The following is a 21,888-nucleotide window of genomic DNA, read 5'->3' on the forward strand; positions in this document are numbered from 1 at the left end:
GCCCGGGCGGCAGGGCGCCGCACTGCGTCCTGCGCTGGTCCCGTGCCGTGGCCGTCAGGTGCCGGCTGCGCGCACCTACCGCGATCGTAGGGCCCCGCTGGCCGGCATGTTCCGGTCTGCGAGGTGAGTGCCCTCACACGCCCGGTCCGGCGATGGACATGGCCCGTTCACCTGGCCGCAATCGATGTTGCGGCTCGTCACGGCACAGCCGAGGCGTTTGTCACCCGATCCCAGAGGGTGAGCGTCAGGCGTACGGCCGACGGCCGGTGACCCGCGCTGGGGAGAGCGCCGGGCCACCGGCCGTCGGTGGATCATCAGCCGTCGGTGACGGCTGGACAGGTGCTACGAGGCCGTCAGGCGGTCTCGGTGATCGGGCGGTCGACCCAGCTCATCATGCCGCGCAGCTTCGCGCCGGTCTCCTCGATCGGGTGCGCCGCGCCCTCGTTCTGCCACTTGGTGAAGTTGGGCCGGCCCGCCTCGTCCTCGGCGACCCACTCGCGGGCGAACTCGCCGGACTGGATCTCGCCCAGGATCTTGCGCATCTCGTCCTTGACGCGGGAGTCGATGACGCGCGGGCCGCGGGAGAGGTCGCCGTACTCGGCGGTGTCGGAGATGCTGTACCGCATCTTCGCGATGCCACCCTCGTACATGAGGTCGACGATCAGCTTCAGCTCGTGCAGGCACTCGAAGTAGGCCACCTCGGGGGCGTAGCCGGCCTCGGTGAGCACCTCGAAACCGGTCTGCACCAGCGCCGCGGCGCCGCCGCAGAGCACCGCCTGCTCACCGAAGAGGTCGGTCTCGGTCTCCTCGGTGAACGTGGTCTTGATCGCGCCGGCGCGGGTGCCACCGATCCCCTTGGCGTACGCGAGGGCGAGCGCGAGCGCGTTGCCGCTGGCGTCCTGCTCGACGGCGACCAGGCAGGGCACGCCCTTGCCGTCGGTGTACTGGCGGCGGACCAGGTGGCCGGGGCCCTTCGGCGCGACCATCGCCACGTCCACCTCGGCCGGGGGCTTGATGAGCCCGTACCGGATGTTGAAGCCGTGGCCGAAGAAGAGGGCCTTGCCCGGGGCGAGGTGCGGGGCGATCGACTCGGTGTAGAGGGAGCGCTGGGCGGTGTCCGGCGCGAGCACCATGATCACGTCGGCCTCGGCCGCGGCCTGTGCCGGCGTGAGCACCCGCAGGCCCTGCTCCTCGGCCTTGGGACGGCTCTTGGAGCCCTCCGGCAGACCGATCACCACGTCGACGCCGGAGTCACGCAGCGACAGCGCGTGGGCGTGGCCCTGGCTGCCGTAGCCGATCACCGCGACCTTCTTGCCCTGGATCAGGCCGAGGTCGGCATCGTCGTCGTAGTAAACCTCAACGCTCATGAGAACTTCCCTTTCGTACGACGGCCCGGGCGGCCCGTCGTGGTCGGTGCGGATGGATTCGGAGGACGGCCCGCAGGGGCCGACCGGCAGCGGGTCAGGCGGCCCGCAGGGCGGGACCGGCGGTGATCGAACGCGAGCCGCGCCCGATCGCCACAAGCCCGGACTGCACCATTTCCTTGATGCCGAAGGGCTCGAGGTCGCGCAGCAGAGCGTCGAGCTTGTCGGGCGTACCGGTGGCCTCGATGGTCAGCGTGTCCGGTGCCACGTCGACAACCCGGGCGCGGAACAGGTTTACCGTCTCCAGCACCTGGGTCCGTGCGGACCGGTCGGCGCGGACCTTCACCAGCAGCAACTCCCGGGCGACCGAGACCTGCGCGTCCAGCTCGACGATCTTGAGCACGTTGACGAGCTTGTTGAGCTGCTTGGTGACCTGCTCCAGCGGGGACGAGTCCGCGTTGACCACGATCGTGATCCGGGAGACGTCCGGGTTCTCGGTCTCGCCGACGGCGAGGCTGTCGATGTTGAACCCGCGCCGGGAGAACAGGCCGGAGACGCGGGCGAGCACGCCCGGCTTGTTCTCCACGAGCACGGACAGGGTGTGCATGGTCACTGCGTCTCCTTTGTCATGCCCTCATGGCCCTCGCTGCGCTCGGTGCATTCGGCCATGACTAGATGTCATCCTCGTCGAAGGCCGGGCGAACGCCACGGGCGAACATGATCTCGTCGTTACTGGTGCCGGCGGCGACCATCGGCCAGACCATCGCGTCCTTGCCGACCACGAAGTCGATCACGACCGGAGCGTCGTTGATCTCCATGGCGGCGGCGATGGTCTTGTCCACGTCGTCGGGGCTCTCGCAGCGCAGCCCGACGCAGCCCAGCGCCTCGGCGAGCTTGACGAAGTCGGGAATGCGGTGCTTGTGGGTGCCGAGTTCGGTGTTGGAGTACCGCTCGTTGTAGAACAGCGTCTGCCACTGCCGGACCATGCCGAGATTTCCGTTGTTGATCACGGCGATCTTGACCGGGATGCCCTCCAGCGCGCAGGTGGCCAACTCCTGGTTGGTCATCTGGAAGCAGCCGTCGCCGTCGACCGCCCACACCACGGTGTCCGGCTTGCCGACCTTCGCACCCATCGCGGCCGGCACCGCGTAGCCCATCGTGCCGAGCCCACCGGAGTTCAACCAGGTGTACGGCTTCTCGTACGAGATGAACTGGGACGCCCACATCTGGTGCTGCCCCACGCCGGCCACGAAGATCGTGTCCGGGCCGGCGATCTCACCCAGCCGCTTGATGACGTACTGCGGAGAGAGCGTGCCGTCCGCCGGTTCGTCGTACCCCAGCGGGTAGCGGTTGCGCAGATCGTCCAGCTGGGTCCACCAGTCGGCCAGGTCGGTGGTGTGCCCCGCCGACCGCTCGACTGTCACCGCGGCGACCAGCTCGTCGATGACGTGCCGGGCGTCGCCGACGATCGGGACGTCCGCGTGCCGGTTCTTGCCGATCTCGGCCGGGTCGATGTCGGCGTGCACGACTGTCGCGTCCGGTGCGAACGAGTCCAGCTTGCCGGTGACGCGGTCGTCGAAGCGGGCGCCCAGCGCCACGATCAGGTCGGCCTTCTGCAGGCCGTACACGGCGGAGACGGTGCCGTGCATGCCGGGCATCCCCAGGTGCTGCGGGTGCGAGTCGGGGAAGGCGCCGAGCGCCATCAGGGTGGTGACGACCGGGATGCCGGTCAGCTCGGCGAGCCGGCGCAGCCCGTCGGTGGCGCCGGCCTTGAGCACACCGCCACCCACGTAGAGCACCGGCCGGCGGGCTGCGGCCATCAGCCGGGCCGCCTCCCGGATCTGCTTGCCGTGCGGGTTCAGTGTGGGCCGGTAGCCGGGCAGGTCCAGCGTGGGCGGCCAGGCGAAGGTCGTCGACGCCTGGAGGACGTCCTTGGGGATGTCGACAAGCACCGGACCGGGTCGGCCCGTGCTGGCCAGGTGGAACGCCTGGGCCAGCACCTGCGGGATCTCGTCGGGGCTCTGCACGAGGAAGTTGTGCTTGGTGATCGGCAGGGTGATGCCCTGGATGTCCGCCTCCTGGAAGGCGTCGGTGCCGATCGACGGACGGGCCACCTGGCCGGTGATCGCCACCATCGGCACCGAGTCCATGTACGCGTCGGCGATCGGCGTGACCAGGTTTGTCGCGCCCGGGCCGGAGGTCGCCATGCAGACGCCGACCTTGCCGGTGGCCTGCGCGTACCCGGTCGCCGCGTGACCGGCGCCCTGCTCGTGGCGGACCAGGATGTGCCGGACGCTGGAGTCGTAGAGCGGGTCGTACGCCGGCAGGATCGCGCCGCCGGGGATGCCGAAGACGACGTCGACGCCGAGGGCCTCAAGGGATCGCACCAGCGAACCGGCGCCGGAAACCTCGGTCGGAGCGGGAGGCCGTACCGCCGGGGCGGCCGGGACGGCTGCGGCGCGCGGGGCGGCGGGGTCGACGGTGCCGGCCGGCTCGGCCGCGCGGGCCCGCCGGGCGGTGTGGGCGAGGGTCTCGGGCGTGGGTCTCGTCATTGTGGTTCTGGCCTTCGGCTGGAATGGCTGGGGCTCGTTCAGCGATGCGAGGCGGGCGGGGCCCGTCGCGACAGGTTCCGACGGCAATAAAAACGGCCCTCGTGCAGATGCACGGGGCCAGCGCACTCTCGATGAGGGAGAGTGCGCTCAGGTAAGTACTCGCAGCGACCGGTACGACGACATGCGGCTAAGCCTGACGCATCTCACGCGATGAGTCAACTGATCTCACATGTTGGTCAACGGACGACGGCGCGTCGGCCACCGACACGCCCTCCGCAGAGGGGATGACCTGCTCGGAACCGCCCGGAACCCGGCGCGGAGCGGGCACCCGGCTCTGCCGCGCACCCGGCGAGGTGGCCGCCTCCAGCATCGCCTCCAGGTGCTCGGCCGGCACTCCCCAGCCGAAGAGGGCGCCCTGACCGAACCGGCACCCGGCAGCCACCACCGCTGCCAACTCGGTGGGCGTGGTCACACCCTCGGCGATGACCTCCAATCCCAACTGATGGCCCAGCCGCATCACGATGTCGACCATGGGGGCGAACGCCGGGCCGTCCTTGCCCACCGGGCGGACCGGCTCGTGCTCGGCCACCAGACTGTGGTCGATCTTGAGAATGTCGATCGGCAGACGGCGCAACTGCCCCAACGAGGAGTACCCGGCGCCGAAGTCGTCGAGGGCGATCCGCACACCGGTCAGCCGCAGCGCCGTCAACCGCCGGATCAGCTCGTCCAGGTCGGTGGCCACCGCGTGCTCGGTGACCTCCAGCACGAGGCGCTGCGGCGGCACGTGGTGGGCGCGCAGCGCCTCGGCGACCTGCACCACGTACTCGGGTGCGTGCAGCTCGCGGGGCGAGACGTTCACCGAGACCCAGACGTCGTGCCCGTCGGCGAGCCACCGGGAGAGCTGGTAGCAGGCCTGGTGCAGCACCCAGGCGCCGAGCGTGGCGATCATCCCGCACTCCTCGGCGAGGGGGATGAACTCGTCCGGGCGCACGTTGCCCAGCTCGGGATGGTGCCAGCGGAGCAGCGCCTCGGCACCGACCGGCCGCACCGACGGCAGCGACGCCACCGGTTGGAAGGCCAGCCGCAGCTCGTCGCGCTCGATGGCACCGCGCATCTCGTGCTCCAGCGTCGTGCGACGGCGCAGCAACTGGTCGTACGCGGCGTCGTAACGCTCGATCCGGTTCTTGCCGCGCTGCTTAGCGTAGCGCAGGGCAAGGTCCGCGTGGCGCAGCAGCAGGTCCACGTCCGGCGCGCCCGCCCACCCGGCCACACCGATGCTCACCGACAGGAAAACCGGCCCCTCCGCCTGGTCGTACGGACGGTTGATCACCCCCAGCAGCCGCTCGGCGACCCGGTCCGCCTCGGCCGGCCGAGCCGACATGAGGACGGCGAACTCGTCGCCGCCGAGCCGTGCCGCCATGTCGCCGGGGCGCAGGTTGCCGCGCAGCCGGCTGCCCACCTCGGCCAGAACGGCGTCGCCCACGTCGTGACCGCGCATGTCGTTGACGTGCTTGAAGCCGTCCAGGTCGAGGCTGAGCAGGACGCACGGGGTGCCGGCCGCCGCGCTGTCGTGCAACGTACGCAGCAGACCCCGCCTGTTGGCGAGCGACGTCAACGGGTCGGTGTGGGCCAGCTCGCGAAAGTGCGCCTCCCGCTCGGCCAGCCGGCCGGCGTAGTCCCGGACGTCCTTGAGGGTGACGTACTGCCGGGCGACAAGCGCGAAGCCCTCCACGATGCCGGCCACGATGCCCGGCGCGGTGAACTGGCCGTCCTGCAGGAGGTGATAGGTCGCCGACGCGGCCATCGCCACCATCGGAACCACAGCGTATTCGCCGTCGCGCCCGATCAGGTCAAGTTCGATCTGCCTGGGCCTGTCGTCCCGGTACACAGCCAAGGCGACGGCCAGCAGACCTGCGGCCAGCACCGCAGCGCCGGCCAACGCCATGGTCGGCCCGGCCTGGCAGAGCCCGGCGCTGAGACCCAGGCCGCCGCAGCTCACCGCGCTGATCCCGGCGGCCAGCACCGTCAGGCCGCGACGCGGGGCGGCAGCCCGGAAGACCACGATCACGGCGAGCCCCGCGCCGAGCGCGGCGCTGACCGTGGCCACCACTATCGCCGGGCAGGCCATCGGGGTGGCGGCGCCCAGCAGCCGGGTCGGTTCGGAGAAGATCACCCAGCCGACGAACCACAGCGCCGCCGCCATGGTCACGCTGTCCAGGGCGAGCCGGGCCGTCCCCGCCGTCGTGGCGGCCACCCCCGGCAGCCGGAGCAGGCCGGCTGCGAAGGCCAACCCGCTCAGCGCGGTGCCGACCGCCGCAGCGGTGGCCCAACCGGTGCGCAGGCCCTGCTCGTGCGCCCAGTGGTCGCTCGCGGAGAGCACCGCAACCATGCCGGCAAGCAGGCTGACCAGGGACACCCCGGCGGCCGCCGCGAGCAGCACGTGCGCCGGCCGGTGCAGGCCAGTGCGGCGCCGGGCGACCATCGTCAGCAGCACGGTGGCCGCGACGGCGACCAGCCCGCTCAGCGCCGCGACGGCGACCATGCCCGGGGGGAGATGCACGTCTCAAGAGTGCCGGATGGGCACGCGCCGTGGGGACCTGATGTGCATCTGTTGGGACACGGCACACACACCGGACGGCCCGTGCGCGGACGGTGGCATGCTGGTACGCATGCCTGAGCTGCGGTCGAGGACTTCCACACACGGTCGGACGATGGCCGGCGCCCGGGCCCTCTGGCGGGCCACCGGGATGACCGACGACGATTTCGGAAAGCCGATCGTCGCCATCGCCAACAGTTTCACCCAGTTCGTGCCGGGCCACGTCCACCTCAAGGACATGGGTGGCCTGGTCGCCGACGCGGTGGCCGAGGCCGGCGGGGTAGGGCGGGAGTTCAACACCATCGCTGTCGACGACGGCATCGCCATGGGCCACGGCGGCATGCTCTACTCGCTGCCCAGCCGGGAGCTGATCGCCGACGCGGTGGAATACATGGTCAACGCGCACTGCGCCGACGCCCTTGTCTGCATCTCCAACTGCGACAAGATCACCCCCGGCATGCTGCTGGCCGCGCTGCGACTCAACATCCCCACCGTCTTCGTCTCCGGCGGCCCGATGGAAGCCGGCAAGACGACGGCGATCGAGGGCATCGTGCACTCCAAGATCGACCTGATCGACGCGATGATCGCCTCCTCCAACGAGGCCGTCACCGACGACCAGCTCGGCGAGATCGAGCGCTCCGCATGCCCCACCTGCGGCTCCTGCTCCGGCATGTTCACCGCCAACTCGATGAACTGCCTCACCGAGGCGATCGGGCTGGCACTGCCCGGCAACGGCTCGACGCTTGCCACCCACGCCGCGCGCCGGTCGCTCTTCGTCGAGGCCGGCCGCACCGTCGTGGAGATCGCCAAGCGGTGGTACGACGGTGACGACGACTCGGTGCTGCCCCGCACCGTCGCCTCGAAGGCCGCCTTCGAGAACGCGGTGGCCCTGGACGTGGCGATGGGCGGCTCCACGAACACGGTGCTGCACCTGCTCGCCGCCGCCCGCGAGGCGGAAATGGACTTCGGCGTCGCCGACATCGACGCCATCTCCCGGCGGGTTCCCTGCCTGGCAAAGGTCGCGCCGAACTCCCCGAATTACCACATGGAGGACGTCCACCGGGCCGGTGGCATCCCCGCCATCCTCGGTGAGCTGGACCGCGCCGGGCAGCTCAAGCGCGACGTGCACGCCGTGCACTCCCCCTCGCTGGCACAGTGGCTTACCGACTGGGACGTCCGCGGCGGCTCACCCACGCAGACGGCGGTCGAGCTGTTCCACGCCGCGCCCGGCGGGGTGCGCACCACCGAACCGTTCTCCACCACCAACCGCTGGTCGACATTGGACACCGACGCGGCCGAGGGCTGCATCCGCGACCGCGAGCACGCCTACTCCGCCGACGGTGGTCTGGCGATCCTGTTCGGCAACCTCGCCCCGGAAGGCTGCGTGGTGAAGACCGCCGGCGTGCCGGAGGAGTGCCTGACCTTCCGTGGACCGGCGAAGGTCTACGAGTCGCAGGACGACGCCGTGACGGCGATCCTCGCCAAGGAGATCGTCGCCGGGGACGTCGTGGTGATCCGGTACGAGGGCCCGAAGGGCGGCCCCGGCATGCAGGAGATGCTCTACCCGACCTCGTTCCTGAAGGGCCGAGGGCTGGGCCGCTCCTGCGCGCTGCTCACCGACGGCCGCTTCTCCGGCGGCACCTCCGGGCTCTCCATCGGGCACGCCTCCCCCGAGGCCGCCTCCGGTGGGTTGATCGCCCTGGTCCGCAACGGTGACGAGATCGTCATCGACATCCCGGGCCGCTCCATCGAGCTGAACGTGCCCGCCGACGAGTTGGAGGCGCGCCGGGTGGCCGAGGAGAAGCGCGACAAGCCGTACACCCCTGTCGACCGGCAGCGTCCGGTGTCGGCGGCACTGCGCGCGTACGCCTCGATGGCCACGTCGGCCAGCGACGGCGCCTACCGCCGCGTCCCCGAGTGATGTAAGGAAGGGCCCCCTCTTAACGCCTCAGGTATAGGAGGGGGCCCTTCCTAACACCTCGCATCCGTGAAGACACCTCGGATCCGTGACGCGAACCGGGGTCGGGGCCGTGGTGCAGGGCGGGCGTCTAGGCCGGGCGCGCGGCGAGGGCCACACCCCGGGCGTACCGGATGGCGGACGGGGTGTCCGGGAAGACAAGGCCCTCGTGACGCAGTTCGTCGGCGACACCGAGAACGCTGAGCACCTGGTCGTGGCCCGGGGTGATGCCGGAGAGCAGCACCGTGATCCCCCGGGCGCGCAGCCGGGCGATGGCGTCGCCGAGCACCTGGGCGCCTGTGGCGTCGATCGTGGAGACGCGGGACATCCGCAGGATCACCACCCGCACGTCGGCCACCTCGGCAAGCTCCAGCAGGAAGGTGTGGGCGGCGGCGAAGAAGAGCGGCCCGTCCAGCCGGTACGCGACGATGTGCTCGGCGAGAAGCGCGTGCTCCTCGGCGCTGTGCTCGCCGGTGTCCAGGGGGACCTGTTCCAGCCGGGCGCTGCGGGCGACAGCGCGCAGCGCCAGGACGACGGCGACGGCGAGCCCGACGACCACGGCTGTCACCAGGTCCCAGATCACAGTGACGGCGAACGTCAGCACCAGCACCACCGCGTCGGCGCGGGTGGCCCGCATCAGCGCCAGCAGGGAGGCCGCCTCCACCATCCGGACTGTGGTGGCGAGCAGCACCCCGGCCAGTGCGGCGAGCGGGATGCGGCCGACGAGCGGGGCGGCGGCGAGCACTATCGCGGCGAGGGCGACGGCGTGGGTGAGCGCGGCGAGCTTCGAGGACGCCCCGGCGCGCACGTTCACCGCCGTACGGGCGATGGCGGCGGTCGCCGGGATGCCCCCGAAGACCGGGGAGGCGAGGTTGGCAAGGCCCTGACCGAACAGTTCCCGGTCGGGGTCGTGGCGTTCGCCGACTGTCATCCCGTCCGCCACTGTCGCGGAGAGCAGACTCTCCAGGGCGGCGAGCGCGGCCACGGCCACGGCGCTCGGTAGCAGCGTGCCGAGCGCGCCGACGTCGATGAAGTCCAGCGACGGCGCGGGCAGCCCTTGCGGCAGCTCGCCGATCCGGGCCAGGTCGATCGGAGCCAACTCGGCGAGGATCGTGGCGGCGGCCACTCCGACCAGGGAGAACGGCACGGCGGGTCGCCACCGGCCGCCGAGCAGCATCAGCGCGGCCACGCCGAGCGCCACTGCGATCGCGGCGGGCCGGGGCTGCGCGGCGAACCGGGCGACCGCGTCGGCGGCCACCGCCCACACCTTCTCGCCGTGCGCGCCGGCGACGCCGAGCGCGGCCGGCACCTGTTGCAACGCGATGACCACGGCGATGCCGGCGGTGAAGCCCTCGATCACAGGGGTGGGCAGGTAGCGGACGTAGCGGCCCAGGCGGGCCAGTGCGAGCGCGATCAGGATCAGCCCGGCCAGCGCGCCGACCATCAGCACGCCACCGGCGCCGAACTGCTGCACCACGGGCACCAGCACCACTGTCATCGCGCCGGTGGGACCGGAGACCTGGAGGTTGGAGCCGCCGAAGACCGCCGCGACGGCCCCGGCGACAACTGCGGTGACGAGGCCGGCCTGCGCGCCGAGCCCGGAGGTGACACCGAAGGCGAGCGCGAGGGGCAGGGCCACCACTGCCACTGTGAGCCCGGCGACGAGGTCGCGCCGAGGTGAGCGACGCGCGTTCTCCCAGTCGGTCCGGCGGGGCAGCAGCCCTCCGAACAGCCGGCCCGCCTGCCGTACGGCCTGTGCGCCGCGACGACGGCCGGCCGCCGAGCCGGGTGCCGCACTCACCGGTCGGTCCCCGAGGCCCGTAGTTCGTCAAGCAGGGCGTCCCGGTCGGTGAGGACCGCGCCGAGGATGCGCCGCCCGGCGGCGAGCAGGTCGGCCACGTCGGGGGTGCTGAGCGCGTACATGACCAGGGGGCCGTCCCGGTACGAGGTGACCATGCCGGCCCGCCGCAGCACGGCGAGTTGCTGGGAGAGGTTCGATGCCTCCACGTCGATGGCGGCAAGCAGGTCCCGTACCGGCTTGGGCCCGTCCTGGAGCAGTTCGAGCACCCGGATGCGGACCGGGTGCCCGAGGGTCCGGAACAGCTCCGCCTTCGCCTGGTACAGCGGCACCGACATGACACACCTCTCCGACGACTCTGAAGACTTTACCACTTGCAAAAGTCTTCAAATCGACGGGGATGACGGCCGGCTCAGGTGAGGTCGTTGACGCAGCGCAGCACCGGACGGCAGGTGAGCGCCACGGGGTCGAGCGGGCCGGACGCACGCACCGTGAACACGGCGCTCTCCCCCGGCAGCAGCGTCACCAGCGCCCGGTCGACCTGCGCGGCCGGATCGAGCCGGTCCGGGAACAGCGTCAGGTCGCGCAGCACAGTCCGGGCGGTCACCCGGACCTGCTGGCCGCCGTCGACCGGCTCGACCGTCGCGTCCCACGCCGCCGCCGGCCAGTCGACGTCGCGGTCCTCGGCGAAGAACCACAGCGCGCGCTCCGCGGTGTCCCCCGCCTCCGCGACAAGCAGCTCGGCGCGGTCGTCGTCCGGCCCCGCCAGCTCCGCCGGCAGCGCCAGCACCACCGAGGAGTACGCCGGAACGTCGAGGTCGACCGAGGTCTTCGCCCTCGGCTCCCCGGTGAGGGCGAGTCGGGTGATGGTGGCCGGCCCGGTCCACGCCTGCGCGGTCTCGTTGACCGCCACCAGGGCCAGCCCTCCGTCACGCGGCTGCACGGTGAGCAGCCGGTCGGCGTACGCGTTTCGCAGCGCGTACCACAGTGGTTTGCGCCGGCCGTCACCGTCGACTGCCGACCAGGAGGTGACCGGCCAGCAGTCGTTGAGCTGCCACACGATGGTGCCGGCGCAGACATCCCGGTGGGAGCGGAAGTGCTCCACGCCGAGTTGGATGGCGCGGGCCTGGTTGAGCTGCGTGAGGTAGTGCCAGTCGTCGAAGTCGGCGGGCGGCGGCAGGTGCGCGTCCAGACCGCGTTGCAGCTTCGCGTCCCCGTCGGCCGCCTTCTGGTGGTGGGCCATGCCCGGCGAGTCGTGCGCGAGAGGGTCGTCGGACAGCGACCGGCGCAACGTCGCGTACGCGGGTGGGGCCTGGTAGCCGAACTCGGCGACGAAGCGCGGCACGTACTCCCGGTATCTGGTGTAGTCGTCGGTGTTCCACACGTCCCAGATGTGTGTGGTGCCGTGCGCCGGATCGTTGGGGTGGATCGCCTCGCTGCCCGACCAGGGGCTGCCCGGCCAGTACGGGCGGGTCGGGTCGAGGGCGCCGACGATCCGGGGCAACACGTCGAGGTAGTAGCCACGACCCCAGGTACGCCCCGCGAGGGCCTCCTGCCAGCCCCAGTCGTGCCAGCCCCAGATGTTCTCGTTGTTGCCGGTCCAGAGCACCAGCGAGGGGTACGGCGCCAGCCGGGTCACCTGCTCGGCGACCTCGGCGGCCACCTCGCTGCGCAACGGCTCCTCCTCCGGGTACGCCGCGCAGGCGAACAGGAAGTCCTGCTGCACCAGCATGCCGAGGGAGTCAGCGAGGTCGTAGAAGTCGTCCGACTCGTACCGGCCACCGCCCCAGACGCGCAGCAGGTTGATGTTGGCGCCGGCTGCCTGGTCGAACCGCTGCGCCAGCCGGTCCCGGTTGATCCGGGTGGGAAACACGTCGTCGGGGATCCAGTTGACGCCGCGTACGAAGACCGGGACGTCGTTCACCGACAACACGAACGGGGTGCCGTGCTCGTCGGTCGTGGTGTCCAGTCGCACCGAGCGGAAGCCGATCCGATGGGACCAGGTGTCCAGGGCTTCGCCGTCCGGGGCGTACAGGGTCACCTCTAGCGGGTGGCGCGTCTGCTCGCCGTACCCCCGGGGCCACCACAGTGCGGGCTCTCCGACGGTGAGTGTGAGCACGGCAGTGCGCTGCCAGGCCGGGACGACGACCTCGGCGTGGACTCCGGCGACCGTGGCGCGGACCGTCAGCGGGACGGCCGCGACCCGCTCGACCTCGACGTGCAGCTCGACCCGCCCGTCCCGGCCGTCCAGTGTGACAAGCGGGCGGACGGTGGCCAGCCGGGCCGTGGACCAGGCGTGCAGGCCGATGTCCTGCCAGATGCCCGCTGTGACGAGCGTCGGCCCCCAGTCCCAGCCGAAGTTGCAGGCCATCTTGCGGATGAAGTTGAAGGGCTCCGGGTAGGCGTTGGGCCGGTCGCCGAGCCGGTCCCGCTGCGCCTCGGCGTACCGGTACGCGGAGTCGAACGCGACGACGAGGTCGTTGTCGCCGTCGCGCAGCAGCGAGCGCACGTCGAACCGGTAGCCGCGGTGCATGTTCGCGGTACGGCCGACCTCGACGCCGTTGACTGTGATGGTGGCGACCGTGTCCAGGCCGGAGCAGACCAGGTCGACGCGCTCGTCGTCGCCGGGCCGGTGGACGAACGTGGTCTGGTAGACCCAGTCGGTGCGGCCGATCCAGGCGAGCGCCAGTTCGTTGTCGTCGAGGTACGGATCGGGGATCAGGCCGGCGGCGAGCAGGTCGGTGTGCACGCAGCCGGGCACTGTGGCCGGCACCGCCCGGTCGGCGATCCCGTCCGGGACCTGCGGTCCGGGTACCGCCCGCAGGGTCCAGCCCTCGTGCAACGGAGTCACTACCTCACCGCGCCTTCCATGATTCCGCGGACGATCTGACGTCCACCGATGAACAGCATGACCAGCAGGAACGGTAGCGAACGCCCCTCAGGCGTCGGGGACGTTGACTGAACCGGATAAGTTCTGTCACCGTACGAACCGGTTCCAGGCGTGTCAACGGCCGGTTAACGTACGCTGAACCGGGCAAGCAAAACCCCTCGCTGACGGCGCGGACGGCCGGTCGCCCCCGGTTGCGCTACGTTGGGGCCGCCGACGCGCGACCCACGGCCGGCCACGGCCATGGCACGGTCAGCACCCCGAGACCCCGGGGCAGGAGCGGAGGAGCACGCCGGTGAAGCGGCCGACAATCGCCGACGTCGCCCGACGTGCCGGCGTCTCCAAGGGCGCCGTGTCGTACGCGCTGAACGGGCAGCCCGGCGTCTCCGAGGCCACCAGGCAACGCATCCTCGCCATCGCCACCGAGATCGGGTTCAGCCGGAGCAGCGCCGCCCGGGCGCTCTCCGCCGCCACCGCCGAGGCCGTCGGCCTGGCACTCTGCCGACCGGCCCGGATACTGGGCATCGAGCCGTTCTTCATGGAGCTGATCAGTGGCGTCGAGGCGGAACTCTCCGCCCGCTCGTACGCGCTGACCCTGCAGGTCGTGGCCGACCACGACGCCGAGATAGCTGTCTACCGGCGCTGGTGGGCCGAGCGCCGGGTGGACGGGGTGCTCGTCTGCGACCTGCGCACCGACGACAGGCGCATCCCCGCCCTGGAACAGCTCCAGCTGCCGGCAGTGGTCATCGGCGGGCCGGGCGGCACCGGGGAGCTGGCCAGCCTCTGGTCCGACGACGCCGCAGCGCTCACCGAGACCGTGGAATACCTGGTCGCCCTCGGGCACCGACGGATCGCCCGGGTCGGTGGCCTGCCCGACCTGCGACACACCGAGATCCGCACCGAGGCTTTCACTGCGGTGTGCCAACGGCTCGGCCTGGTCGACGCGGTCACCGTCTGGTCCGACTACACCGGAGAGGAGGGCGGCCGGGCCACCCGCCGCCTGCTCAGCTCCGCCCAGCGGCCCACCGCCGTCATCTACGACAACGACGTGATGGCGATCGCCGGGCTCTCCGTCGCCCAGGAGATGGGGCTCACCGTGCCGGACGACCTGTCCATAGTGGCCTGGGACGACTCACCACTCTGCCGGCTCGTGCACCCGCCCCTCACGGCCCTGGGCCGCGACATTCCGGCGTACGGGGCGCACGCCGCCCGCCAACTGCTCGCCGTCATCGCCGGGCAGCCCGCGACCCGCGTCCAGGACGAGACACCGCACCTCACGCCGCGCGGCAGCACCGCACCGCCCCGACAGCGGTGAACCGGTTCAGCAAACGGGATCAGCGGGATGCCGACGGAAACTCCTCGAAGTACGCCTCGACCCGCTCGGCGGTGGCCGGACGGGCCAGCGCGAAACCCTGCCCGTAGTGGCAGCCGGCCCGGTGCGCCCCCTCCACCTGGATCGGTGACTCCAACTCCTCGGCGACGATCTCCACACCCAGCCGTTCACCCACGTTGACCACCACGTCGATCAGCGGCGGCTGCCCGGCCGACTGCGCGCCCACCAGGCCCGGGCCGACCTTCAACAGGTCGATGGGCAGCCGGCGCAGGTGGGCCAGCGAGGCGTGCTCGGCCCGGAAGTCGTCAAGCGCCGTACGGACACCAAGTGAGCGCAACCCGGCCAGCCGGGCCACCACCGTCGACAGGTCGCCACCGATCCTCGGCTCCGCCACCTCCACCACCAGCCGCTCCGGCGACACCCCGTACGCGGCGAGCACAGCTGCGACGCGCTGCACGAAATCGGGGGTGGTCAGCTCCCGCGTGGTGACGTTGACGGCCATCCACAGCTCGCGGCTGCCCGTCGACCAGTCGGCCAACTGCCGGCAGGCCCGGTCCAACACCCACCACTCCAACTCCCCGACCAGGTCCAGATCCTCGGCGACAGGCAGCAGCTCGGCCGGAAGCACAGTGCCGAGCACCGGGCTCCGCCAGCGCAGCAACGCCTCAGCGCCCACCGGCTGCCGGTCGGCCAGGTCCACCACCGGCTGGTAGACCAGATCCAGCTCGCCCCGCGCGACAGCACCCGGCAACTCGCGCTCCAGGTCGAGCCGACGCACCAACTGCTCCTCCAGGAACGCGTCGTACCACTCGACCCGGTCCCGACCCAGCTGGACCGCGCGTCGCCGGGCCAGCTCGGCCTGCCGGAGCACGTCCGCCGGCCCGGCACCGCCAACCTCGGCCAGCCCGATGCTCGTCTGCACCCGCAGCACCGAACCGCCCCACCGGTACGGTGGGGTGAGCGCGGCCAGCAGCCGGGTGCCCAGCGCGTACGCCAGCACCGGGCCGGCAGCTGTGACCACGGCGAAGCCAGTGCCTGTGCAGCCGGTGACCAGGTCACCGGGCGCGACTACCGCACGGACTCGCAGGACCGCCTCGGCCAGGATGTCCTCCCGGGCCACCGGACCGAGCCCGTCGGCGCCGTGCAGGTCCACAAGCAGCAGCGCGCCGGCCGGCGCCGGCACTTCGCCGATCGAGGCAAGCGCGTCCAGCAGAGCCGCCCGGTCGGCCGGACCGTCGCCGCCCGACACCGACCCACGGCCGGACGGTGACCAGGCGACACCACAGTCGGGCCACGCCATACCGCTGATCGAGGTGTCGGCATCATCTCCGGACGGCCAGGGCGCGTCGCTGCCCGTCGAGGTGCCGGCGTCGCCGGACGGCCAGGTCTCGTGGCTGCCCGTCGAGGTGCCGGCGTCGCCGGACGGCCAGGTCTCGTGGCTGCCCGTCGAGGTGCCACCGGGCGGCCAGGTCTCTTCGAGGCCGGGCGCGCTGGCGTCCGCAGGCGGCGCGGCCCGGTCGTCCGGCGTTCCCGGCCAGCGCAGGCGCCCCGGCTGGCGGAGGGCGCGGCCGGTACGGCGGCGGTGCGCGGCGGGCCGTTCGCCGGTGGCCGCGTCGGCACCGCCCAGCAGTTCCCGCAGCACCAGCGGCGGCACCGCAGCCAGGGCCAGCAGCACGCTCGTCCGGTCCGGTGTGCCGCCGGAAGCGGCGTGCAGGCCCACCACCAGCAGCAACACCGCCGCGGGAAGCACCACCCGGGGCCAGCTCAGCGCGGCGGGACCGACGGTCGGCCGCACACCACCCGTGGCCACCGCGGCATCCGCCCCGAACGCGGTAAGCAGCATCCCGAGCACCAGCGGCGGCACTGCCACAAGCGCCGCCCGACCCGCGTCCACGGGCGGCAGGATGATCAGCAGCGCCAGCGCGAGCAGGATGAGCAAGATCCCGCCACGACAGATGCCGGCACCCGAGCGTCGGCCCCGCCCGGTGAACGCGTTGAGCGCGCCCATGCCCAGCCCGCCGAGCGCCAGAGCACCGACAAGCCGGACCGGTGCCGAGACGACGTCGCCGGGAAGCAGCAGCCAGCCTGCGAGCGCCAGCCCCACCGCCGGAGCGGTCGCCGACACCGGCCCCCGCAGCCGGACCACTGCCCACTGCGATGGCCGGCCCGGCAGCCGGAGCAGCCCGGCAGCGGACGCCGCCACCACGATCAGCGCACCCGCCAGGGCGGCGGCGCGCTGCCCGGTGTCGATAAGCGGCAACGTGGCGGCGGTGAGACCGGCAGCCACTACCGCCCCGTCGAGCAGCACTCCCAGCGCCAGCGGGGACGGCTCGGTCGACGCCAGGTCACTGTGGGTCACCGCGGCACGGCGGCGGCCAGCCAGGCGGGTGAGGCGTACCCCGGCGAGCGTGGCACCCGCGCCCCCGGCGAGCGCGATCACCACCGAGGCCGGGACCAGGCCGGCGGCGCCGGCGAGGACGAGCAGCGCGGCGGCCGCGAGCACGGCGGCCTCCGGTGCCGCCCGACGGGGGACGAGGACACGGAACGGGTACGCGAGGGGCACGGCGGTCGCCTTCGTGAGGGGGCACGGGGCGGTGCGGCGATGCGAGACGGTGGACGTTGCGGGTCCACTGCCCGTCAGTTCAAAACGACCGGCGGGCAGATCGGTTACGCGTCAGCCACCGACATGGGCAGTGACCTGCGTCACTGTACGGGCGCCGGGTCGGCACGGCACCGCCCGCCGTGAGCCCGACCGGCCCGAGGTGGGATCATCGCAGGGTGAGTACGCCCGACACCGTCCGCTTCCGGTACAACCAAGCCATCCTGGCCGCCGCGCTCGTCGCCTTCGTCGGCGCCCTTCCGTTGGCCAACGCCCGGACGTACCTGCTGCCGGTGTTGCTCGTCCCGCTCGCCGTCGGGGTGTGGGCCTGGCGGGCCGGCACCGACGCCAACCCCCGGGAGCTGCGCCTGCGCGCGCTGCTGGGGCAACGCCGGATCGACTGGGACCACATCGTCGAGCTGGCCACCGATCCGCGCGGTCGGGCGGTCGCCCGGCTCGACGACGGTCAGCAGGTCGTCCTGCCCGCGGTGCGCGGCACGGACCTGCCCCGGCTGGTCTCGGCCACCGGCCAGACGCTGCCGAGCGAGGCGACCGAAACCCCCGACCAGTAATAGCGACGGTCAGTAGCCGTCGACCACCGTGTTGATCAGCGGCTCGCCGGCCGCGAAGCGCCGCACCTGCTCGCCGACCAACCGGTACGCCCGCGGCAGCAACCCACGCACCGACCCGGCCACGTGCGGCGTGAGCAGCACGTTCGGCATCGTCCAGAGCGGGGAGTCGGCGGGCAGCGGCTCCGGGTCGGTGACATCCAGGGCGGCCGAGATCCGACCGGAGGCCAACTCGGCCACGAGCGCCTCGGTGCGGGCCACCGGCCCCCGGGCCGCGTTGACAAGCAGCGCCCCGTCCGGCATGGCGGCCAGGAACTCCTTGTCGATCAGACCACGGGTCTGGTCGGTGAGCGGCACCAGCACCACCACCACATCGGCCTCGGGCAACAGACGCGGCAGCTCGGCCACGGCATGCACCCCCTGCTCGGGCCGGGCCGTCCGGGCGACAAGTGTGAAGCTCACGTCGAACGGGGCGAGCCGGTCGCGCACCGCAGTACCGATGGAGCCGGCGCCGACGATGAGCACCCGCTTACCGGTCAGCTCGTCGGTAGGGACGTTCCCCTCGAACGCCCACCGCCGCTGCGCCTGTGCCCGGACGAAGGCGGGGAACGCCCGCAGCTGGGTGAGGATCGCCGTGACCACCCACTCGGCGGTGGAAGGGTCGTGCACGCCCCGAGCGTCGCAGAGGGTGACGCCCTCCGGCATCCGGTCGGCCCAGGCGTCCGCCCCCGCCGAGAGCAACTGCACAACGGCCAGGTCGGGCAGCTCGCGCAGCAGCGCTGTCGCGTCCGAGCCGCTCAGAAACGGCGGCACCCAGAAGCGGACGTCGGCCACGCCGGAGGGCAGCCGGTCGGGATGCTCGGCGACCTCCACCGTCACACCCTCGGGCAGTTCGCCGACGAGGCTCAGGCCGGCCGGGTGTGGAATCCATACCTTCACGTCCGCCGACGATAGTCCCCGTCGCGGCGACCGGAGCGGGCACGGCGGCGATCGGGCGTCCTGGGGGATGGCGCGCGGAGGCGGGGGGCGCGAGACTCAGCACACCGATGTTCGGTGCGGGCCCGAACGAGGTATAACCAAGGCCGGATGGCCGGTCGGCCTCCGCCCCCGCAGACAGGTGCTCGATGACCGACGGCTCCTCCGCCAGCCCGCGACGTGCGAGCACCCCGCCTCCGGGGCTCGCCGACGCGGCGCGGCTGCGTGCGCTCGCCGACACCGGTCTGGACGCCGCACCGGACGAGGCGTTCGACAGATTTGCCCGGCTGGTCAGCGACCTGCTGGACGTTCCGGTCGCGCTGGTCTCCCTGGTCTCCGCCGACCGGCAGTTCTTTCCCGGTGCGGTGGGGCTGCCCGAGCCCTGGTCCGAGCAGCGGCAGACTCCCCTGAGCCACTCGTTCTGCCAGCACGTGGTGGACATCGAGGTGCCGATGGTGCTGCCGGACGCCCGGCTCTACCCCCGCGTACGGGACAACCAGGCCATCGAGGACCTCGGCGTGGTCGCGTACGCCGGGATGCCGTTGACCGATCTCTCCGGCCGGGTGCTCGGCGCGCTCTGCGCCATCGACAGCAAGCCGCGGGCCTGGACGGCCGGACAGCTGCGGACACTTGCGGACCTGGCCGCCGCCTGTTCGTCCGAGCTGCGGCTGCGGATCGCGCTGGACGGCGCGCAGGAGGCCCGCCGACGCGTCGTGCAGGCGCACGAGCGGCTGGAGCTGCTGGCCGGGGTGAGTGAGACGCTCGCCGGCACGCTGGACGTTGGTACGTCGCTGCGCCGGCTCGCCGCCACGATGGTGCCGCTGCTCGCCGACTGGTGCCTGCTCACCCTGGCGGGACCAACGGGTCTGCCCCGCGAGGTGGTGGCGGTGCACCGCGACCCGGCCCGGGCGGCGGACGTCGACGGTTTCGCCGCCCTGCTGCGCAACGGCCTGAGTCAGGAGTCGACGGTCCGCGCGGTCCTGCGGACCGGCCAGCCACGGCTCGGCGCGGTGGCGTCGCTTGCCGACGTCGCACGGGGCACCACCGATCCGGAGATGGTGGCGATCGCCGAGCGGCTCGGCATCGCCTCCTACCTCAGCGTGCCGGTGCGGGCTGCCAGTGGCACCGTGCTGGGCGCGATCACACTTGTCAACGCCGCTGGGCGTCAGCAGTTCGACGACCGGGACCTGCTCACCGCGTTGGACATCGGCCGCCGGGCCGGGCAGGCCATCGGCAACAGCTCCATGTACGGCGAGCAGCGGCACGTCGCCGAAGTCCTCCAGCACAGCATGCTGCCGCACCTGCCTGCCGTACCGGAGCTGGAGCTGGCGGCCCGCTACCAGCCGGCGGCCGACCGGGTGGAGGTCGGCGGCGACTGGTACGACGCCTTCGTCCAGCCCGACGGTGACCTGATCGCGGCGATCGGGGACGTGGCCGGGCACGACATCGAAGCGGCGGCCACGATGGGCCAGCTGCGCAACCTGGTGCGGGGCAACGCCTTCGGCCGGCCGGACGCGGTAGGGGCGTTGATGAGCCACCTGGACGGTGCGATCCGTGGCCTGCGGCTGCCGATCGCGGCCACCGCGACACTCGTCCGGATCTGCCGCCAGCATTCCGGTGTACGCGAGGTGACCTGGTGCAACGCCGGGCACCCGCCGGCCCTTGTGGTACGCGTCGGCGGTGCGGTCGAGGTCCTCGAAGCGACGCCGGAGCCGCTGCTCGGCCTGGCCCGACCGTCGCCGCGGACCAGCCAGTCGACAAGCCTGGCCACCGGCGACACGCTGCTGCTCTACACCGACGGGCTGATCGAGCGCCGCGACCGGTCCATCGACGACGGGCTCGCCGAGCTGGTGGGCCGGGTGACCGGCACCGACACCATCCCGCTCGACGACCTGTGCGACCTGCTGCTCGCCTCGATCCAGCACCGCGAGGACGACACGGCGCTGCTTGCCGTACGGGCCCGCTGACCGGTTCGTCGGCTCCGCCGCCGGGGTGCCGTCTGCCCGCCGGGCCCGGATGGGTCGTCCGGCGGGCTACCCTGGGCCAGGTGAGAGACCGTCCCCCGTACCCTCGCACCCGCCGTCTCCGCTCGGTCCTCGCGGCGTCCTGCGCGGCGCTGCTGTTCGCCACCGGTTGCAGCTTCGGTGAGCCGGAGCCCGACCCGGCCGGCGAGCCCCCCAACCTGCCGACGCCGTCGGCAGCGGCGACCCCTGGCGGCGCCGGCCAGCAGGCGGTGGCGACGGTGCTGGCGAAGGGCCTGCGGGTGCCGTGGGGCATCGCCTTCCTGCCCGACGGCGGCGCACTCGTCACCGAGCGGGACAGCGGCCGGATCCTCAAGGTCGGCCCGGAGTCCGGGCCCGAAGGGCTACAGGTCCGGGTGGTGCAGACCATCTCCGACGTGGCGGCGGCGGGCGAGGGCGGTCTGCTGGGCATCGCCGTGTCACCCAGCTACGACCGGGACCGGACGGTCTTCGTCTACTACACAGCCGAGCAGGACAACCGGGTCGCCAAGCTTCAGATCGGCGGCGAGCCGACCCCCGTCCTCACCGGCATCCCCAAGGCCAACGTGCACAACGGCGGCGGGTTGGGGTTCGGCCCGGACGGCCAGCTCTACGTCAGCACGGGTGACGCCGGGGAACGCCCCGCCGCGCAGGACGTCAAGAGCCTCGGCGGCAAGATCCTGCGGATCACCGCAGACGGCAAGCCGTCGGCCGGTAACCCGTACCCCGGCTCTCCGGTCTGGTCGCTGGGGCACCGCAACGTGCAGGGTTTCGCGTGGGACGAGGCCAAGCGGATGTACGCCGTCGAGTTCGGCCAGAACACCTGGGACGAGATCAACCAGATCACCAAGGGCGGCAACTACGGTTGGCCGCAGGTAGAGGGGCGGGCCGGCGACAAGCGGTACACCGATCCGCTCACCCAGTGGGCGACCTCCGACGCGTCCTGCTCCGGTCTGGCCGCCACGGACCGGCTGCTGGTCACCGGCTGCCTGCGCGGCAAGCGACTCTGGGTGATGGAGCTTACCGACACGGGCACCCTGCTCGGTCAGCCCAGTGAGCTGCTCACCAACCGGTACGGTCGACTGCGCGCGGTGGCCGCCGCGCCGGACGGGTCGCTCTGGGTGAGCACCTCCAACCACGACGGGCGGGGCACCCCGGCGGGCGACGACGACCGGCTGCTGCGGGTGGTCTTCGCCGGTGGAGACGGCGGTCGCAGCTGACCTGCGTCACCATCCGCGCAGGTTTGCCAAGATCCTCC

General features: G+C 72.2%; 14 protein-coding genes. 5 read left to right on the forward strand and 9 right to left on the reverse strand.

Going from position 1 to position 21,888, the window contains the following annotated elements:
- Positions 1-353 precede the first annotated feature (353 nt).
- The 4 genes from ilvC to ACLQ23_RS14580 form a co-directional block, all read right to left on the reverse strand.
- Positions 354-1,367, reverse strand: coding sequence for a ketol-acid reductoisomerase (gene ilvC, locus ACLQ23_RS14565; RefSeq protein WP_053652388.1), 1,014 nt, complete (start codon positions 1,365-1,367; stop codon positions 354-356).
- A gap of 94 nt (positions 1,368-1,461) precedes the next feature.
- Positions 1,462-1,977, reverse strand: a complete 516-nt coding sequence (gene ilvN / locus ACLQ23_RS14570; protein ID WP_053652387.1) for an acetolactate synthase small subunit — start codon at positions 1,975-1,977, stop codon at positions 1,462-1,464.
- A 58-nt stretch (positions 1,978-2,035) separates the two neighbouring features.
- Positions 2,036-3,916: an acetolactate synthase large subunit gene (locus ACLQ23_RS14575; RefSeq protein ID WP_355593572.1), complete on the reverse strand. Its 1,881-nt coding sequence runs from the start codon at positions 3,914-3,916 to the stop codon at positions 2,036-2,038.
- 187 nt (positions 3,917-4,103) lie between these two features.
- Positions 4,104-6,458, reverse strand: coding sequence for a putative bifunctional diguanylate cyclase/phosphodiesterase (locus ACLQ23_RS14580; RefSeq protein WP_425880741.1), 2,355 nt, complete (start codon positions 6,456-6,458; stop codon positions 4,104-4,106).
- Between the two features lie 127 nt (positions 6,459-6,585).
- Between ACLQ23_RS14580 and ilvD the strand changes: the two genes are divergently transcribed.
- Entirely contained in the window at positions 6,586-8,433 is a 1,848-nt protein-coding gene (gene ilvD, locus ACLQ23_RS14585) for a dihydroxy-acid dehydratase (RefSeq protein WP_355632172.1), read from the forward strand.
- Between the two features lie 127 nt (positions 8,434-8,560).
- Here the strand turns inward: ilvD and ACLQ23_RS14590 are convergent, their stop codons facing one another.
- The 3 genes from ACLQ23_RS14590 to ACLQ23_RS14600 all read right to left on the reverse strand — a co-directional run bounded on the left by ACLQ23_RS14590 (position 8,561) and on the right by ACLQ23_RS14600 (position 13,118).
- Positions 8,561-10,201: a SulP family inorganic anion transporter gene (locus ACLQ23_RS14590; protein ID WP_355593776.1), complete on the reverse strand. Its 1,641-nt coding sequence runs from the start codon at positions 10,199-10,201 to the stop codon at positions 8,561-8,563.
- Between the two features lie 65 nt (positions 10,202-10,266).
- The gene (locus ACLQ23_RS14595) at positions 10,267-10,605 is read right to left on the reverse strand and encodes an ArsR/SmtB family transcription factor (protein ID WP_013284484.1); all 339 of its coding nucleotides are present in this window, start codon (positions 10,603-10,605) and stop codon (positions 10,267-10,269) included.
- 74 nt (positions 10,606-10,679) lie between these two features.
- Positions 10,680-13,118, reverse strand: coding sequence for a glycoside hydrolase family 2 protein (locus ACLQ23_RS14600; protein WP_425880724.1), 2,439 nt, complete (start codon positions 13,116-13,118; stop codon positions 10,680-10,682).
- Positions 13,119-13,449: 331 nt separating this feature from the next.
- On the opposite strand from ACLQ23_RS14600, the gene ACLQ23_RS14605 reads away from it, so the two are divergent.
- A complete protein-coding gene (locus ACLQ23_RS14605) occupies positions 13,450-14,469 on the forward strand; it encodes a LacI family DNA-binding transcriptional regulator (RefSeq protein ID WP_355593564.1) in 1,020 nt (339 codons plus the stop codon).
- A 19-nt stretch (positions 14,470-14,488) separates the two neighbouring features.
- Here ACLQ23_RS14605 and ACLQ23_RS14610 read toward each other — a convergent pair whose 3' ends face one another.
- Positions 14,489-17,050, reverse strand: a complete 2,562-nt coding sequence (locus ACLQ23_RS14610; RefSeq protein ID WP_425880725.1) for an EAL domain-containing protein — start codon at positions 17,048-17,050, stop codon at positions 14,489-14,491.
- Between the two features lie 215 nt (positions 17,051-17,265).
- Between ACLQ23_RS14610 and ACLQ23_RS14615 the strand changes: the two genes are divergently transcribed.
- Positions 17,266-17,658, forward strand: a complete 393-nt coding sequence (locus ACLQ23_RS14615; RefSeq protein ID WP_306272564.1) for a PH domain-containing protein — start codon at positions 17,266-17,268, stop codon at positions 17,656-17,658.
- A gap of 9 nt (positions 17,659-17,667) precedes the next feature.
- On the opposite strand, the gene ACLQ23_RS14620 is transcribed toward ACLQ23_RS14615, so the two are convergent.
- On the reverse strand, positions 17,668-18,594 hold the full coding sequence (locus ACLQ23_RS14620) for a 2-hydroxyacid dehydrogenase (RefSeq protein ID WP_355593560.1): 927 nt from the start codon (positions 18,592-18,594) through the stop codon (positions 17,668-17,670).
- A gap of 185 nt (positions 18,595-18,779) precedes the next feature.
- Between ACLQ23_RS14620 and ACLQ23_RS14625 the strand changes: the two genes are divergently transcribed.
- Positions 18,780-20,597, forward strand: coding sequence for a GAF domain-containing SpoIIE family protein phosphatase (locus ACLQ23_RS14625; protein ID WP_355593558.1), 1,818 nt, complete (start codon positions 18,780-18,782; stop codon positions 20,595-20,597).
- A 32-nt stretch (positions 20,598-20,629) separates the two neighbouring features.
- Entirely contained in the window at positions 20,630-21,850 is a 1,221-nt protein-coding gene (locus tag ACLQ23_RS14630; RefSeq protein WP_425880742.1) for a PQQ-dependent sugar dehydrogenase, read from the forward strand.
- Positions 21,851-21,888: the final 38 nt, after the last annotated feature.

Source organism: Micromonospora sp. DT41 (assembly GCF_049841715.1).
GTDB lineage: Bacteria > Actinomycetota > Actinomycetes > Mycobacteriales > Micromonosporaceae > Micromonospora > Micromonospora profundi.